General features: G+C 67.6%; 7 protein-coding genes. All 7 read left to right on the top strand.

What is annotated here, in order from left to right:
* The first annotated feature begins 10 nt into the window (after window positions 1-10).
* The 7 genes from ACZI8W_RS05215 to ACZI8W_RS05185 are packed head-to-tail and all read left to right on the top strand — an operon-like array spanning window position 11 to window position 17,716.
* Window positions 11-3,940 (top strand): amino acid adenylation domain-containing protein, encoded by a 3,930-nt coding sequence (locus tag ACZI8W_RS05215; RefSeq protein WP_463367422.1) that lies wholly within the window; start codon window positions 11-13, stop codon window positions 3,938-3,940.
* Window positions 3,937-10,449, top strand: coding sequence for an SDR family NAD(P)-dependent oxidoreductase (locus ACZI8W_RS05210; protein ID WP_463367421.1), 6,513 nt, complete (start codon window positions 3,937-3,939; stop codon window positions 10,447-10,449). Before ACZI8W_RS05215 ends, ACZI8W_RS05210 begins: the two co-directional genes overlap by 4 nt.
* A 29-nt stretch (window positions 10,450-10,478) precedes the next feature.
* A complete protein-coding gene (locus tag ACZI8W_RS05205; RefSeq protein ID WP_463367420.1) occupies window positions 10,479-12,026 on the top strand; it encodes an ABC transporter substrate-binding protein in 1,548 nt (515 codons plus the stop codon).
* Between the two features lie 32 nt (window positions 12,027-12,058).
* On the top strand, window positions 12,059-12,985 hold the full coding sequence (locus ACZI8W_RS05200) for an ABC transporter permease (RefSeq protein WP_463367419.1): 927 nt from the start codon (window positions 12,059-12,061) through the stop codon (window positions 12,983-12,985).
* Window positions 12,982-13,794, top strand: coding sequence for an ABC transporter permease (locus ACZI8W_RS05195; protein WP_463367418.1), 813 nt, complete (start codon window positions 12,982-12,984; stop codon window positions 13,792-13,794). Before ACZI8W_RS05200 ends, ACZI8W_RS05195 begins: the two co-directional genes overlap by 4 nt.
* The gene (locus ACZI8W_RS05190) at window positions 13,791-15,194 is read left to right on the top strand and encodes an ABC transporter ATP-binding protein (protein ID WP_463367417.1); all 1,404 of its coding nucleotides are present in this window, start codon (window positions 13,791-13,793) and stop codon (window positions 15,192-15,194) included. The genes ACZI8W_RS05195 and ACZI8W_RS05190 overlap by 4 nt, the downstream gene beginning before the upstream one ends.
* Window positions 15,191-17,716, top strand: a complete 2,526-nt coding sequence (locus ACZI8W_RS05185) for a class I SAM-dependent methyltransferase (protein WP_463367416.1) — start codon at window positions 15,191-15,193, stop codon at window positions 17,714-17,716. Before ACZI8W_RS05190 ends, ACZI8W_RS05185 begins: the two co-directional genes overlap by 4 nt.
* Window positions 17,717-17,988: the final 272 nt, after the last annotated feature.

Raw genomic sequence — 17,988 nt, 5'->3', positions numbered from 1 at the left:
GACGCCCCTCATGCCGTCGCCCGAGAAGCACCCCGTCACGGACCACCGAGCCGAGGAGCCGATCGACGTCGTTCTCGAAGCACTCGGCGACATCGTGGAGACGCCGCCCGACACCATCGATCCGACCACGGTGCTCACCGCGCTGGGTATCGACTCCTATACCGCAGTACGACTGCGCCGCAGACTGTTCGACGACACCGATGTCGATCTCGAGTTGACGGACTTTCTGGGGGATGCGACGGCGACGGGCATCGCGCAGCGCATCGGCCGGGCGAGGCGCGACGGAGACCCGGTACCGATATCCACCCTGCCTGCGGCATCCGAGCCCGAACCGACCGATGACTCCTTCGAGCTCGGCGCGGTCCAACAGGCATACCTCGTCGGACGTGAACCGGCGTTTCCGCTCGGCGGCGTCGCCACGTATTACTACTACGAGTACGACCGGGTCGCCGACGACCCGCGTGCCGATCTGCGCACACTCGAAAACGCCTGGAACTCGGTGGTGCAACGGCATCCGATGCTGAGATTCGTCGTCGACGCCGACGCACGCGGTGTCGTCCGAGATTCCGTGCCCAGATACAGCTTCGAGGTCACCGATCTGACACAGGCGTCGCCCGACGCGTGCGCAGATACACTCGACGAACTTCGCCGCACGAATTCGCATCGCGTGCTTCCGGTGGACACCGGACCGCTGTACGACATCCGCGCGGCGTTGCTTCCCGGCGGCGTCACCCGCCTCTTCGTCGGTTTCGACATCCTCGCCCTCGACATGGCCGGCTGGATCACGCTCATGCGCGAGTGGGGCGCCCGGGTGGGCGGCCGATCCGATTTCCCGCCACTGGGCCCGTCGTTTCCGGAGATCGTCCGAGCTCGGAAGACAGATCCCGACCAGATTCGCCGACGCACAGCAGATCGCGAGTACTGGGCCGCGCGTGCACCAGAACTGCCCGGCGGCCCGAACCTGCCCTGGCTGGCGGCACCCCACAGCCTCGGCGTCCCCCGGTTCACACGCTATTCGACCGAATTGACCGACGAGGTCTGGGGTTCGCTTCGGGCTGCGTCCGCCTCGCGCGGGCTGACGCCGACCGCTGTGTTGCTGGCAGGTTTCGCCATGACCCTTCGATGCTGGGGAGCAACCGAGCAGTTCGCGCTCAACACCACGCTCTTCGAGCGTGAAGACCCTGGCGACGAGCAGACCGCGGCGGAGTCGATCGGCGACTTCACCACCACAGTGCTGGTGACGATGCCGTTGGTCGACGATTGTGATTTCGCAACCTTCGCGTCCGCCGTCAATCACCGGTTCTGGTCGGATATGGACCACCGGACCGTGTCCGGGGTCGAAGTCCTCCGGCTCGCCTCCACGCCCACCCAGGTCCCCGATTCGGCACAGATGCCCGGCCCCAGCCACCCGGTGGTCTTCACCAGCGGACTGGGATTGTCGGACGGGAACGACTCCCCCACAGCATGGCTGGGCTCCGAAGTCTTCGGCGTCTCGCAAACACCTCAGGTGCTGCTCGATCACATCGTGCGCGACGACGGTGGCCGACTGCGCATCGCCTGGGACACCGTCGACGGAGCGCTCGACCCCGGCTTCGTCCGCTCGATGGCCGATGCCCATGCGCAACTTCTTCACCGGTTGGCCCACGACGATGCAGCCTGGACGGATCGTGCCCTCGCCCACGACCCCACCTTCCGCTCGGACGATCCCGTCACGACCAATGCATTCGAGTCCACGGGCCCGCTGCTGACCGATCCGTTCGATGCCCGCGCCGATGATTCCGCCCCGGCCGTCATCTCGGGCACCACCGCGTATTCCGCAGAATCGCTCCGCAGCCGCGTCGCAGACATTGCCCACTGTCTCGCCGAGCGCGGAATCGGCCCCGGCGACACCGTCGCGGTCAGTGCCGAGAAGAGCCCGGCGCAGATCATCGCAATCCTCGGTGTCGCAGCCAGCGGCGCCGCTTACGTTCCCGTCGAACCGAACTGGCCCGCCGAGCGGGTCGCGAGCGTCGTCCGTCAGGCAGACATCGCGCACGCCCTGGTCGCCGCGGACGTCGACCGCGGCCGATGGCCCGCAACCGTCGACGTCCTGACCTTCGATGCGGCGGGCAAGATCAGAGACCACGGCTCCGTCGAGCATGATCGAGCTGCTGCTCGCCGACCGGATCCGGGCGACCTCGCGTACGTCATCTTCACCTCCGGATCGACCGGAGAGCCGAAGGGCGTGGCCATCGAACATCGCGCGGTCAGAACGACACTCGACGACCTGATGGGTCGCTACCCTCTCACGTCGGACGATCGCGTGCTCGGCCTGTCCGCGTTCAGCTTCGACCTGTCGGTGTTCGACATCTTCTCGGTGCTCGGTGCCGGCGGGGCACTGGTTCTGCCCGACAGCACACGCCTGCGCGACCCCGGGCATTGGATGGATGTGATGGCGCGGCACCGTGTCACGCTGTGGAACACGGCGCCGGCGCTGCTCGAGATGCTCGTCGAGTACGCCGAGATCGAAGAGGAACGTGCCCGACGCGCCTTGTCGTCTCTGCGACTCGTCTTCCTGTCCGGCGACTACATTCCGACCACGCTCCCCGATCGCCTACGGGCTCTCGCACCGGAGGCCACCCTCGTAAGCCTCGGTGGTGCGACAGAGGCCGCGATCTGGTCGATCTTCCACCCGATCGGCGAGGTCGATCCGGACTGGACGACGATTCCGTACGGGCGGGCACTCGGCGGTCAGAGCTTCCACGTCCTCGACGACGGTGCGCCCTGCGCGGTCGGACAGGCCGGTGAGCTGTACATCGGCGGCGCCGGTCTTGCGCGTGAGTACATCGGTAATCCGGAACAGACCTCGGCGAGGTTCGTCGTGCACGCCGCGACCGGTCGACGCCTCTACCGCACCGGCGATCTCGGCAGGTGGCGCACTGACGGTGCCATCGAGTTCCTCGGCCGCGTCGACCGCCAGGTCAAGATCGCCGGGCATCGCATCGAGCTCGGTGAGATCGACTCGACCCTCGAGCGGCTACCTCAGGTACGCGCCGCCGTTGCCTCGGCGGTACCCGGACCCGACGACCGCCCGCGCCTGATCTGTTTCATCGTCGACTCGGTAGCCGGCAAGCCTGCGGCCGACACGGATCTCGTTGCTGCCCTGCAGGCCCACCTCCCGCCCTACATGATCCCCAGCCGATTCGTGCGGCTTGCATCCCTGCCGGTCACACCGAACGGCAAGGTCGACCACCGCGCCCTGCCCAATCCATTCCGGCGCAAACCGGAATCTGAGGTGCCCGCCGACGTGGAACAGCACGCCGAGACTCCTGCGGACTGCCCTGAGGACGACGCATCCTTCGACATGGTCGCCGATGCGCTGGCCCGCGGTCTCGAACTGCGCATCACGGTCGCGGCCGGCGCCCTGGCACCGCGGCAATCCCTCGAGGCCGCCGCCCGGTGGGCCGATCAGGCTGTTCGCCATCTCGGTGAGTCGGTGGCCGTCGACGAGGTGCATGCACCGAGTGGGTTACTCGAACTGCACATCACGGCGATCGAACCAGCGACGACTCCGGCGTCGCCACTACCCGCACCGGTCGAGAGTCCGGGGCGCCTCGTGGACCCGGCGATCGAGACTCTCGTGACCGACGTCTTCACCGAGCTCCTCGGCGAGAAGATCGATGCCGCCACGCCGTTCTTCGACGCGGGCGCGACGTCGTTGACGCTGGTGCTCGCCCACCGCCGGTTGAGCACAGCCGTCGCCTCCGACAATTTCACGGTGATCGACCTGTTCGCGAACCCCACCGTCGTATCACTCGCGGCCTTCCTCTCCGAGCACACGCGCGCCGGCACTCGTACCGCACCCCCGCCAGCCGCACACACCCCGAGGTCGCCCAGCGCATCGCACGGTCGCGCAGCCCGGCTCGCCGCCCGCATGCATGCCGTGGAGGCCGTCCGATGACGGGCGACGTCGCCGTCGTCGGATTGTCGACACGGTTCCCCGGTGCGCCGTCCGTCGACCGGTACTGGTCGCTGATTCGCGACGGTCGCAGCGGACTCACGCGCCTGACCGCCGACCAGCTCCTCGCCGCAGGGGTGCCGCTCTCGCTGGCCCGGGATCGCAACTACGTACCGGTCGCGGGGATCATCGAGGACCAGTCCCACTTCGACTCGGCAGCATGGGGATTCACCGCGGCAGAGGCATCTGCCCTCGACCCGCAACACCGCATGATGATGGAGTGCGCCTGGCTTGCGCTCGAAGACAGCGGACACGGGCACGGTCGCGGCGGTGGAGCCGTCGGCGTCTTCGTCGGGTCCACGCAGAGCGGCTACCTGGCACACAACCTTGCGGGTCGATGGGATACGACGGGCGGTGGCCGCGATCCGCTGGGCAGCATGCAAACCGCGATCGCCACGCAGCCGGACTACCTACCCCTGCAGATCGCGTACCGCCTCGGATTGACCGGCCCGGCGATCGCCGTATCGACCAGTTGCTCGACGTCCCTCGTCGCGATCCACCTCGCGGCGCAGTCGCTGCTCTCCGGAGAGTGCGACACCGCTCTCGCAGGTGGTGTGTCGGCCATCGTTCCCCAGGGACGCGGATATCTTCATGTCGAGGGCGGAGTGTTCTCCAGAGATGGAGAGATAGCGCCGTTCGGGGCCCGGGGCTCGGGCATTGTCTACAGCCAGGGCGCCGGCGCCGTCGTCCTGCGCAGACTCGAGGATGCGGTTGCCTCCGGCGACCCGATTCTCGCGGTACTACACGGGTCCGCTGTCAACAACGACGGCACCGACAAGGCCGGGTTCACCGCCCCGTCCGTGCGCGGGCAGGCCCGCGTCGTGGCCGAAGCACTCGCCGTTGCCGAGGCAGATCCCTCGGAGATCGGCCTGATCGAAGCACACGGGACGGCGACGAGGCTCGGCGACCCGATCGAGATCGCGGCGCTGCGCGCCGTGTTCGGACGCGGCGGTCCGCCGTGGTGCGGAATCGGCTCGGTGAAGGGCAATATCGGCCACACCAATTCCGCTGCCGGGATCGCCTCGTTCGCCAAAGCGGTCCTCGCGATCCATCATCGGACTCTCCCGATGTCACTCGGGTCTGATGACGTTGCCGAGGAACTGCGGCTGCCGGATTCACCGTTCGAATTGCTCGGCAAGACCCGCGATTGGAATACGGCCCCGCTGGCCGGCGTCAGCTCCTTCGGGATCGGCGGAACCAACGCCCACGTCGTACTCGGCCCCGCACCCGGAAATCCGGTTCGTCCGACCGCATTCGAGCGGCCCGTGCTGTTGGTCTCCTCGGGCGCCACCCTTGTCGGGGCACGCGCCACCGCCGACGCGATCGCAGATTTTGTACAGCAGGCGTCGCCGGCCAATTTTGCACAGCAGGCGTCGCCGGTCGATCTCGCGCACACACTCGCCACCGGTCGCGCGGCGCTGGCACACCGAACGGCCGCGGTGTTCGACCCGGCTGTTCCGCAAGCACGCCCGGTGTTCCCGGAACCCACTGCGGCCCACACACTCGCTCCCTCGGTGATCTTCGCGTTCCCGGGCGCCGGCGGCCACTATCGCGGCATGGGGGCAGATCTCTACCGCGACGAGCCGGTGTTCCGTGCCGCAGTCGACGAGGTCGCCGGCCTACTCCTTCCGCGTATCGGCGCCGACATCCGCGACGTCTTCGACCGTGCCGACACCTCCGACCGGATCCGCGATGTCGGCTTCGCCGTACCGGCTCTGTTCGCGATCTCTCTCGGCACCGCGCGTCTACTGCAGTCCTGGGGGCTGACTCCGACGGCAATAGTCGGCCACAGCCTCGGTGAATGCACTGCCGCGGCGTTCACCGGTGCGCTGACATTGGATGAGGCCTGCACACTCGTCGCCGCGCGGTGCACTGCGGCCGTCCGCTCCGCAGGTGTCGGCGGGATGATGTCCGTCGCCCTCGCCGAGGACGAACTCCGCGGCATACTGCCCGAGCTTCCGGGAATCGACCTGGCGGCCGTGAACGGCCCGAACTCCTGCGTCATCGCCGGTACCCATGACGCCTTGCAGTCCGCCGACGAGCTTCTGACGGATCGGGGTGCCGACGTCAGCCTGCTGCGCCTCGATGCCGCGATGCACTCCCGGCACGTCGAGGCGGCGTTGGGTGAGGTCGAACGCGCGGTGCGCTCGTTCGACACCGATGCCCGTGAGTCGAGTAGCAGCACGGTGTTCAGCACGGTCACCGGCGGCGCCGTCGACGCCGCCACTCTGCGCGAACCGTCGCACTGGGTCGAGCAGTTGCGCAGTCCGGTGCAGTTCTCTCGCGCACTCACTGCTGCGGTGACCGCGGCGCGCGGCGATGTGGTGGTGGTCGAGATCGGACCTGGCTCGTCGCTGACGGGTCTGGCCCTGTCTCACGGATTCGGCAACGCCGCGGCAGTGGTGTCGACGATGAGTCACGACGAATCCGAGTCCGTCACGATCCGCTCGGCGGTCGGCCGGATCTGGTCGGTGGGGGTGCCCGTCGACATCGCGGCGGTATCCGGTGGCGGGCAGCTGGTGCGTGCCCCCGGCTATCGGTTCGATCGCAGACACCTGTGGATCGAACCGCCGGACGCCGAACCCGGGCCTTCCGCCGCATTCGACGACCCGCTGCAGATCCCGCTGTGGCGGCAGCTACCACCCGCCTCCGCCACGGACATGCCGCGCGGCACCTGGGCGATCCTGGGTAGTTCCCCTGCAGCTCAGTCCCTTCGGAACCGATTCGTCCAGTTGGGTGTGGTCGTTTCCGAACCCGAGGACAATCCGACCGAGTTGCACGGCGTCGTCACGTTCACGCACGACCATGACGGAACGGTCGATGCCATCACCTCGTTCTCGGAAGCAGTCGGGCATCTCGTTCCACATATGGTGGACGGTGGGATCTGGGTATCGGTGACCTACAACGGGACGGACCCAGCCAGTAGCGGCACAGTCGATCCCGCGGCCGCGGCGGTACGGGCACTGCCCCGGGTTCTGGGGCAGGAATCACCCGGCCTGCGTTGGGCAACAGTCGATCTCGACAACGGTATTGCGCATGAGGACGCCGCCGGCGTTGTCCTGAGCGAAATCAGGGACGCACTCGGACGCTCGGAGACTCAGCCCGCTCCGCAGGTCACCGTGCGCGCAGGGACCCGGTGGATGAGCGGCACCACGTCGTGGTCTGCCGCCGAACCGGCCCCCGGGGTACAGCCCGCAACTCGGGCTTTGATCGTCGGGGGAACCGGGGCGGTCGGTCGACTGTTGAGCCGACATCTGACGGAACGCGGCTACGACGTGGTGGTCACCTCACGTCGAGAACACCCGAACACCGAGTTCATGCCGGTGCGCCACGTTGTCAGCGACGCCACCGACGCCGCCGACCTCGCAGCCGTGGTGGCATCCCTCGACGCGGAGGGTCACCCGATCGGGCTGATCATCCACGCCGCCGGGGTGGCCGCGACCGTTGCTCCCGTCACGCTCACTGCCGATGTACACGAGGCAGCCCACGCACACATCGATACCAAATTGACTGTGGCGCAGAATATCCATCTCGCGGTGTCGGCGCTGGACGAAGACCGGCGCCCCGCCTCGATTCTGTGCATGTCGTCGGCCACCGGGATGCTCGGCGGCGTCGGCATGGGCCCGTACGCCGCCTCGAACACGGCGATGGATGCATACGCCGCGGCGCTGTCGGGTCACCTCACCCGCTGGGTCAGCATCGTGTGGGACGGATGGCAGGCGGTGCTCGAGGAGCCCGGTCCGGGTTCGGTCACCGCGATGTCGGGTGCGCTCGACGCCGCCACCGGCCTGAGCGCCTTCGACCGGATCCTCGATCTCGCCGCCGCCGGCCGTTGCCCCACCGTCGTCGCGGTCGGTACCTCGAGCCTCGAGGCGCGTTCGCGCGCCGCCTCGGTCCCCCGACCACGAGCTGCGGTCGGCGCGGCATCGTCGGATCTCACCGCCACGCAACAGGCGGTGGCCGAGATCTGGTCAGAGTTGTTCGGTGCCCCCGTGACCGACCCCGGTGCCGACTTCTTCGCGCTCGGCGGACATTCACTGCTGGGCACTCGGATGCTCGACTCCGTGCGGCAGCGTTTCGGCGTCGAACTCGGTCTCCGGGACCTTCTGACAGCTGCGACGCTGGCGGAGTTCTCGGGGCGTGTCGACGCTGCACAGGTACCCACGTCAGGCAACACCCCGAACAGCCCGGCAGGCACGGTTCCGCCGCTGTCGCAGGCCCTGCGCACCGACGGCACCTTCGACATGACGCGGGTGCAGCACGCGTACTGGATCGGACGCGACGGCGGATACGAGTGGGGCGACATCCCGTGCCATTTCTACCTCGAATACGACTGCGTCGATCTGGATCTGGAGCGCTATCGGAAGGCGCTCGATGCGGTCATCGACCGTCATCCGCTGCTGCGCAGTGTTGCGACACCCGACGGACGGCTGCGGACACTCGACGCGGTCCCGTCGTACCGCATCAGAACCCGAGATCTCTCCCGCGCCGACGATGAGGCCAAATCGCGCATCCTCGCGACGATCAGGCAACGGGTTGCCGAGAAGCCCGGCCCACCCGATCGCTGGCCTCTCGTGCAGATCGCCGCCGCGATCGTCGAACCGGGCCGGGTCCGCTTGTTCATCGGCGTCGACGTCCTGATTTGCGACGCCGCGAGCTGGTGGATCATCGAATCGGAACTGAAGGCGTTGTACGACGACCCCGATATCTCGCTGCCCGTGCTCGACCTGCATCCCGCACAGTGCTCGTCGGCGATGGCACTGCGGCGGCGAGGACCGGGAGGGGCCGCGGCCGAGCGCTACTGGCTCGCCCGCGCAGGCTCCATCCCCGGCCCACCGGCACTGCCGATCCGCGCGGCACTCGATCGACATCCACGCTTCGTTCGGCGAGCGACCACGCTGAAGTCCGATCGGTGGAGCCGCTTCGTCAGCACATGCCGACGCCACCGCATCACCCCGACTGCAGCGCTGCTCACGGTGTACACCGATTCACTGCGGGCATGGTCGGCAACGCCGCATTTCTCGGTCGTCCTCACGTTGTTCGACCGCCCGCCCGTCCACCCCGACATCAACAAGGTGGTCGGCGATTTCACGTCGCTGATCCTGCACGAATCGGAGGCACTCACCGGCTCGTCGTTCGCCGACCGCGCACAGGCCACCCAACGCAGAATGTTCGACGATCTCGACCACCGCGAATATTCGGCGCTCGAGCTTCTGGCCGAACAATCCACCCGCGTCGGTGAGCGGCGCTCGGTACCCGTCGTGTTCACCGGCGCTCTCGGCGTGCACGACATGGTCGACGATTCGGACTCCCTCGAATGGGTCGGCACACAGGTCCATGCCGTCGGGCAGACACCGCAGACGTGGCTCGATCATCAGGTGCTCGAGCAGGACGGTGAGTTGCGACTGCAGTGGGACGTACTGGATGGACTGTTCCCCGACGACGAACTGGACCGAGTGGTGGCCGGGCACACCGAGGTGGTGACGCGCCTCGCCGAGGACGACGGCGCGTGGACGCAGGTGAGCACCACCTCCGACCTGCCGGAGGCCGATCCCGCCGACGTCCTCGTCCCGTTGCGGGGCGCAGCATCGGATCGGGCAGACACTCCCACGCTGTTCCTGATCCATCCCTCGGGTGGAGACGTACTCTGCTACGCCGAGTTGTCGCGGCGGCTGGCCAGCGACGTCGCGGTCGTGGCACTCACCGATCCTCAGCTCACTGCCGATACCCCGGGTGCGGACTCGATATCGGCCATCGCCGCGCGGTATCTGTCGGCGATCCGGAGCCGGTATCCGACTCCGCCGGGGGGATGGCTGCTCGGCGGTTGGTCCATGGGCGGCTCGGTAGCGCAGGAAATGGCACGGCAGCTGCACGAGGACGGCGAGCACACAGCGCTGATCGTCATGCTCGATTCCAATGACCCGACCTACATCACCCCCATCCCCGGCACGCCCACACAACGTGAGATCGAGGTGGCGCGGCGCCAACTGGGCGCGTTGGAGGCGTTCCTCGATATCGACCTCGATATCGGCGAGACCGCGTGGAACGAGGTCGCGAACCTGGACCCCGGCGAGAGAAACACCGTGATCGCCGCGAAGCTGCGCAGCCGCCGGCTGCTCGGCCCCCGCGACGACGGACGCGCACGCTTCGAGGTATTCGGTCGTCATCTCGACGCGCTTGCACGTCACGAACCGCGTCTGCTGCCCGACGCGGCCACCGAGACCGTTCTCGTCCGCTGCACGCGAACCGCCCCGAACAACTCGGGAATCGGCATGGGGATCGACGACACCCCCGTCGAACATGCGGCCGATCTCGGCTGGTCACGTCACCTGGCCGGACCGCTGACTGTCGTCGCCACTGACGCCCATCACTACTCGATCCTTCGTCCCCCCGCCCTGGACACCGTGGTCGACCAACTCGATCGTGCTCTCAGCAAAGTCCTTCCCCACTGATGTCCTCAATCCGAAAGAGACAGCACCCCATGCGATATCGACCCCATCTATCCCGCCCGGCCACGCTCCGCGCGGCCACGGCGCTCGCCGCATCCGTCGCCCTGCTGGCCGGCTGCTCGACAGCGGACGACCCGAACAACAACAGAGACGACGTCAGTGCATCCGGTGTGTTCCGGTACGTCGCGCCGGGCTCGTCGGCGGTCAGCACCAACGATCCGCATGGCCTCCTGCCCGCGGAAAGTGATGTGGTTCGGATGGCCCTCACCTACGACCCATTGACGGTTCCCGGCGCGAACGGAGAGACGCAACCGCGGTTGGCCGAGTCCTGGGAGCCGGATGAAACGTTGACCGAATGGACCATCACGCTGCGCGACAACGCGAGGTTCTCCGACGGCAGCACCGTCACCGCCGCGGATGCCCTCTTCTCCCTCCGCCGGATGGGGGAGAAATCGACGGAGAACTCGGGTCGCGTCGAACGGTTCGATCTCGACGCCTCGGAAGCGACGTCGGATACGACGCTGCTGCTGCGTACCAAGGAACCGTACGCGGAGGTCGGTCAGGCACTGGAGGGATCGACCTTCGTCGTACCGGAAGGCAGCACCGACTTCACCGAACTCGTACCGGGATCAGGGCCGTTCCACCCGGTCTTCACCGGCGGGCAGGTCGAGGTGTTCGAACGCAACACCGAGTGGTGGGGACCCGTTCCCCCGATGGCGACCATCGAGATGCGCGCAATCCCGGATCCGCAGGCACGCGCCGATGCCGTCATCTCGGGGCAGGCCGATCTCGCCGCGGGAGTCCCGGCGTCGGCGGTGGTCGCACTCGACGAGTCGTCGGGCATCGAAGTGGTCCGGCACGCAGGCGCAACCCTCTACCCCCTCGTGATGCGCACCGACACCGCACCGTTCGACGACAACCGGGTACGAGAAGCCGTCCGCAACGCCCTCGACCGCGAGCAGCTCCTCGATGTCGCGTTCCTGGGGCAAGGGCAGCTGGGCAACGACCTGATCAGTCCCCAGGACCCGGCCGCACCCGATCTGCCGCAGCGAACCCGTGATCTCGACCGCGCCCGCGAACTGATGGCCGAGGCCGGCCTGGCAGACGGCGTCGACGTCACGTTGAACAGCACCACCGCGTACCCCGGCATGGACAGCGCGGCCACGCTCATCGCCCAGCAGCTCGCCGACATCGGTATCCGAGTGAATGTCGAGCTGTCACCCCCGGATACGTACTTCCAGGATGTGTACGCCCAACGCCCCTTCTACATCAGCTATCTCGGAGGAATCCCCTTCCTCGACATCACCCAGGTGGCCCTTCGCCCGGATTCACCGACCAACGAAACCGCGTGGAGCAATCCCGCCTGGTCGGCACAGCTCGCCGAGACCGTCGCCGAGCCCGACGACGCCACCCGTGATCGCGGAATCGGCGAGCTGATGACCACGCTCCGCGATGAGGGTGGTTACGCCATCTGGGCTGCCTCCGACCGCCTGGATCTTGCAGCGCCGGGCGTGACCGGAGTGCCCGAAGGCATCGGATTCGCCAGTGCGTTCATCGACCAGGTCGATCTCGAAGGGTGATCTCGACGTCACACCGTTCCGGCGGAGCGCGAGTGCTGCTCGTCACGGTGGCGCGCGCACTCGCCCTCCTCCTGGCCGTCTCCGTCATCGTCTTCGGTGTCACAGCGCTTCTTCCGGGTGACGCCGTGTCGCTGCGTGCGGCAGGCCGGATGACCCCCGAGCAACTGTCGATGTTGCGCTCTGCGGCCGGTCTCGACGAGCCGCTTCCCGTGCGGTACTTCGCGTGGCTGACGAACGTCGTCGGAGGTGACCTCGGTACGTCGACGAGCACCGGGCGCAGTGTGGCGTCGATGCTCGGCAACCGCGTGCCGGTGTCGATGGGCATCGTGACGGTCGCGCTGGTCGCCATCGTCCCTCTGATGGGGCTGCTCGCGGTGCTCGCCTCACACGGCGGGGGTCGTCGCTCTGCTGGGTCGGCCGCGACCACCGCGATTGCCGCGCTCCCCCAGGTGGTCGTTGCGGCGCTCGTCGCAGCGGTACTGTCCGGGTGGGCCGAGCTCGTGCCTCCGGTGTCGCTGATTCCCGCCGGTCGGTCGCCGCTGGCACACCTCGAACTGCTGGTGTTACCGGCCTTGACGCTGGCGCTGCCCGCGAGCGCCTACGCGGCGATGATGTTGCGCGGGCCGCTGGTGGATGCCGCGGAAACCCCCTACATCGTCGATGCTCGGATGCGTGGTGTCGGCCGGGCACGGCTCGCCGCGTCGTATGTCCTCCCGGTGGTCGCGGCGCCCGTCGTTCGTGTGATGTCGTTCGTTCTGGCCGGGCTGATCTGCGGAACCGCGTTGGTGGAGAACATTTTCGGGCTGTCCGGTCTCGGTGAACTGGTCGTGACGTCGATCGCGACACGCGATGTGGCGGTAGTGCAGGCGATCTCGTTGCTCGCGGCAGTCGTAGTGGTGGCCGGGATGGCCGTGGCCGATCTTGTCGCAGCCCGTACCGGCGCCAGAGGTCCGGCGTGACCGGCGGCACCGGGCGTGTGTTGCGCCGGCTCACCGTGGTCTCACTGTGCGCAGTGCTCGTCTTCGCGTTGTTCGGGCGGTACCTCACCGACTTGGACCCGCTCGCGACGGTGGCCCGCCCCTGGACGCAGCCGAACGCAGACCAATTGCTCGGGACCGATGCGCTCGGACGCGATGTTCTCGCGCGAATCTTCTGGGGTGGAGGCACTCTCACTGTAGTTGCGCTCGTCGCTGCCGCCGCATCGACAGCGTTCGGTGTCGCCGCCGGCCTCTGGGCCGGGTGGTCCGGGCGCCGAATCGAAGCCGGTGTGAGCGCCGGGGCCGATCTGTTGCTCGCGGTCCCCGCTGTGCTCGTCGGACTCGTCCTCGCCGTCGCTGTGCCGATGCCCATCGCGGTGGTCGCCGCGACCGTCGTAGCCGGCGCCCCGCTCACCGCGCGCGTCGTCGCCGACGTCTCCGCCGAGTGCCGCCACGCCACGTACATCGACGTCGCACGCATGCGAGGTGATTCACTCCCGTCCATCCTGGTTCAGGAGGTGCTGCCGTCGCACATCGCCGTGATCACCACCGACTACGGACTGCGTGTGATCGTGGCCCTGCAACTGGTGTCCACCATCAATGCGCTGGGGCTGGGGACTTCACCACCACAGCCGGATTGGGCGTCGATGATTACGGAGAACTATTCCGGAATCGGACTGAACGCTACTGCGACCGTGGCGCCGGCGATTGCTCTCGCCGCACTCGCCACCATGGTCGCGATCGCATCGACGACACTCGGGTCCCCAACGCGACGAGGAGCAACGACATGACGACCCCGACCACGCTGCGCGTTCGTGGCCTGACGGTCACCGACCACCGCGGACACCGTCCTCTTCATCAGTTCGATTTCGGCGCCGAAGCCGGCGAAATCGTCGCCCTCGTGGGTCCTTCAGGCTCTGGCAAGACCACCGCGATCTCTGTCTTCCTCGGGGCGCTGCCGCGCGGCGTGGCCGTCACCACCGGGTCGGTCGTCTGGTCGGGACCAGGCGCGCACGGCACCAGATCGTGGCGAGGAAGCACGGTCGGATATGCCGCTCAGGATCCGGCGTCGGCGCTGCATCCCGGCTACACCGCGTGTCGTTCGGTTGCGGAGGCGGCACGTATGCGCGGCTGTCCGCGACATGTCGCAACCGCAGCCGCACGCTCCGTTCTCTCCGAGTTGGGGCTGACCGACGAGCAGATCGACTCGCCGCCCCACCGTCTTTCGGGTGGCCAGGCTCAGCGCGTCGCGGTTGCGCGCGCACTGGTGGCGTCGCCCCCGCTGGTGATGCTCGACGAACCGACCTCGGGGCTCGACGACGTCACCCTCGGACCGGTGCTCGCGGCCATCACCGCACGACGACGCATGAACGGCGTCACGATCGTCGCCACCCACGACCCACGCCTGATGGCCGTGTGCGATCGGGTGCTGCGCACCGCACCGGCAGTCGACTACAACACCGTGCCTGTATCCGACGGGGCCGTACGCTCCGGCACCTCCGCTCTGGCACTGACCGATTTCGGGATTCGTACCGAGCACGGGCGTGTGCTGCTCGCCGGCTCCACCCTCGACGTTCGTACCGGCGAGTTCGTCGTCCTGCGGGGCCCGTCCGGATGTGGCAAGACCACCCTGCTGCGCGCGGTGTGCGGCCTGCATCCGTTCGACGGCACCGTGACACTCGGCGGGCATGCCGCAGCCGCCCGGGTAGATGAACGTACACCGCAGTCGCGCGCTGCGATCGCGCTGGTCGGCCAAAACCCCCGGGACGCACTCAATCCCGCCCACACCATTGAACGCATCCTCCGACGTCAGATGCGACGACTGCATCCGCAGACCGACCTCCAGGAGGAGGCCGAGCGTCTTCTCGACCGTGTCGCGGTGCCCAGGAGCGTCTTACGCCGGCGCCCTCACGAACTGTCCGGCGGCCAGCGACAACGTGTCGCGATCGCCCGCGCCCTCGCGGGCTGCCCGCGCCTGCTCATAGCCGACGAAATGACCGCATCACTCGACCACAACACGGCGATGCTGATCACCGACCTGCTCGACGAACTCAGGCACGCCGGCTACGGCCTGTCGATTCTGGCGACAACGCACGACGAGCACCTGACCGCTCGGGCGGATCGCGTCGTCGAAATACGCGAGGCATCCATCACCGAAACCCGTTCACACGCGAGGAGCCCACAACCGTGACCGACATCGAATCGCCCCGTCACACCGATCTCACCGCAGCCGTCGATGCCTTGTCCACGCACCCCTGGATCGCGCGGGTCGACCTCGACGGAGGCGGAGGAGTACGCATCGTCGTCTCCGACGACGCCGTAGCGACGACGAGAACGGAGGGCGCAGCGGTGGTCGGTGGCCTGACCCACGACCATTTGACGCACTGGGCAGAAGTGTACGACTGGACCTACAGCTCCGCGCAGCAGCATGAAACGGAGGATCGGGACGACGATCTTGCCGGCTGGCGCGCCACCGACACCGGTGAGCCGCTACCGGCCGAGCACATGATCGAATGGGTCGAGCGGACAGTCGAACTCGTTCTCGCACAACGTCCCCGCAACGTCCTCGAACTCGGATGCGGCACAGGACTGTTGATGCGCAGACTCGCCCCGCATGTCGACAGCTACGTCGGTACCGACGTGGCCGGAGAGATCGTGGACAGACTCGCCGCGCAACACATCGCCGGGACCAGTTTCGTCAAGGCCGCCGCGCACGAACTGCGGGGACAACTCGTGCGAGACGCCGTTGCGGCGACCGGCGCAACACCCGACTGTATTCTTCTGAATTCCGTCACCCAGTGTTTTCCGGACACCCGCTACCTCGCTGCGGTCGTACTCGACGCCATCGACACGGTCGCTCCCGGTGGCACCGTGGTCGTCGGCGACATCCGTCATTCGGGTCAGCTACACGACTTCGCCCGCTGGGCGGAGCTGGCCAAGAACCCGGATGGCGACCCGAACACGCTGGACGACCGAGTGGATCGGCGTGCGGCCGCGGACAGCGAACTGTCGGTGGACCCGTCGACGCTGGCATCCATCGCAGCCGTGTCCGGTCGAGAGGTGTCACTGCTCACGTACGCGAAGACGCTGCGCGACGATTCCGAACTCACCCGATATCGGTTCGATGCAGTGTTCACTGTCGACGGTGCCGCCGTGTCCGGGAGCGTCGCACCCTCGGTGGTGTCGTGGCACGATATCGATCGCGACGGCACCGCACTGACCGATTTGCGAGAGCGTGTCGAATCCGGACCTGCCCTGATCACGGGCATCCCTCGAACCGTGACGGCCGCGGCGCTGCGTTCGTCACTGACCGGTACGGATGCGGTGGTGTTGATCGACCCGTCCGATCCTGCCGTGTTCCGGGTGGCATCGCCCGCGGTAGTAGGCGCGATCACCGCGACAGACCCACCAGAGGCCGGCACGCCTCACGAACCGTTGGGCGCGTTCGCACGCAGTCGAATGCTCGACGTCGCCCGCACGGTGTTGCGTCGAGGCGGTATCGCTCGTCCGGAACGCATGAGCGTCGAACTTCCGTCCGGGCGCGGTCTCGACATCGTGGCAGCGAATCGTCGACGGCACGAGATCGACCGTGCGGGGCGGTGCGCGGTATCCGGAACTCCGGAGCCGATCTCCGATGCGGCACTTGCCCGCGTACCCGGAGCGATCGAACAGTTGGACGGCATCGCTCTCGGTGCGCTGGCCGGGTTTCTCTGCTCCGATGGCGGGGTTCGTCCCGGGGTGACGGTGTCCATCGACGAGGTCGCGGCGACACTGCGAGTCGCAGAACGGCACCTGTGGATTCTGCGTCGGTGGATCGAGGTCTTGTGCGGCGAAGGACGCGCACACCGGCGGGGCACCGACACGTTCGTCCTCGCAGAGCCCACCCAGCCGGCGACGAACAGCATCGACAATCGGGACCTCGCCCGCGCCTGCCGCGCCCTGGGGTATCCGTCTGCGATGGCCGGGTTCTACTCGAGAGCGCTGTCGTCGCTCGGCCCGTTGCTGCGTGACGAAGTGTCGGCGCAAGCAGTGATGTTTCCCGACGGGGACATGACCACGTCGCTGAGCAAGGACGAGAGGAACTTCAGCAACCGGTACCTGCACGGCGCCGCGGCCCGGATCCTCACTGAGGCCGCGCGCACCCGGCCCGGCCCACTCCGCATCCTGGAACTCGGCGGTGGCGCCGGCGGCGGCACACACGCCGCGCTCGCCGCGCTCGGCGACCAGGATGTCGACTACCTGTTCACCGACATCTCCCGCTTCTTCACCACCGCTGCCGCGGAGCGTTTCGGTGCTCGATCCGGATTTCGCACCGCGACAGCAGACATCGATATCCGACTGACCGAGCAGAATCTACCGGCACATGCGTTCGACATGGTGCTGGCTGCGAACGTTCTCCATTGTGCGACCGACGCGGCAGTGTCGATGGCAGCCCTGAGTGAGGTGCTGGCACCGTCGGGGATCGTCGTCGTGATCGAGGCAGTTCGTGAGCACTACCTCGTGCTCGCCACGATGCAGTTTCTGTTGTCGCCGCGAGCCGGTACCGGGCATCCGGGTGCAGCCGACCGGCGGGACGGGAGTGTTTTCCTCTCCGCTGCGGACATCCGGCACTATCTGTCCGTCAACGGTATTCGTCCATCCCTCGAGCTCCCCGGGGACGGTACTGCGCTGGCCGCGCCGTCACAGCGCCTGTTCGTCGGCCAGGCGCTGTGACGCCGGAGCGGCTAGGGCATGTCTGACAGTCTGCGGCTCCATGCGATAACCGCGTTGAGGACGGCGGCTCCGGCACCGGCCCACCACACGGATCGAGCGCTGACGCGGGCGCCGCTCCGATGAACCTGGGCATGTCAGGGTTCAGCTTCTCGGCCGTGTTTAATGAGGTGGTGATTGTCCGCACACAGTCCTGGTGGCCGCGCTCCGTAGCGGCCTGATCGACTGTGATCGTTCGGCCGCCTCTCTGGTGGCCGATTGCTCTCGCTTCCCGC

It is taken from the genome of Rhodococcus ruitaii, assembly GCF_055230935.1.
Note: the sequence above shows the minus strand (reverse complement) of the source record. Positions and strands in the feature narration are given on the sequence as shown.

Coding starts and splice junctions, on each gene's coding strand:
- ACZI8W_RS05205 (WP_463367420.1), top strand. CDS start 10,479: ATGCGATATCGACCCCATCTATCCCGCCCGGCCACGCTCCGCGCGGCC.
- ACZI8W_RS05210 (WP_463367421.1), top strand. CDS start 3,937: ATGACGGGCGACGTCGCCGTCGTCGGATTGTCGACACGGTTCCCCGGT.
- ACZI8W_RS05190 (WP_463367417.1), top strand. CDS start 13,791: ATGACGACCCCGACCACGCTGCGCGTTCGTGGCCTGACGGTCACCGAC.
- ACZI8W_RS05215 (WP_463367422.1), top strand. CDS start 11: ATGCCGTCGCCCGAGAAGCACCCCGTCACGGACCACCGAGCCGAGGAG.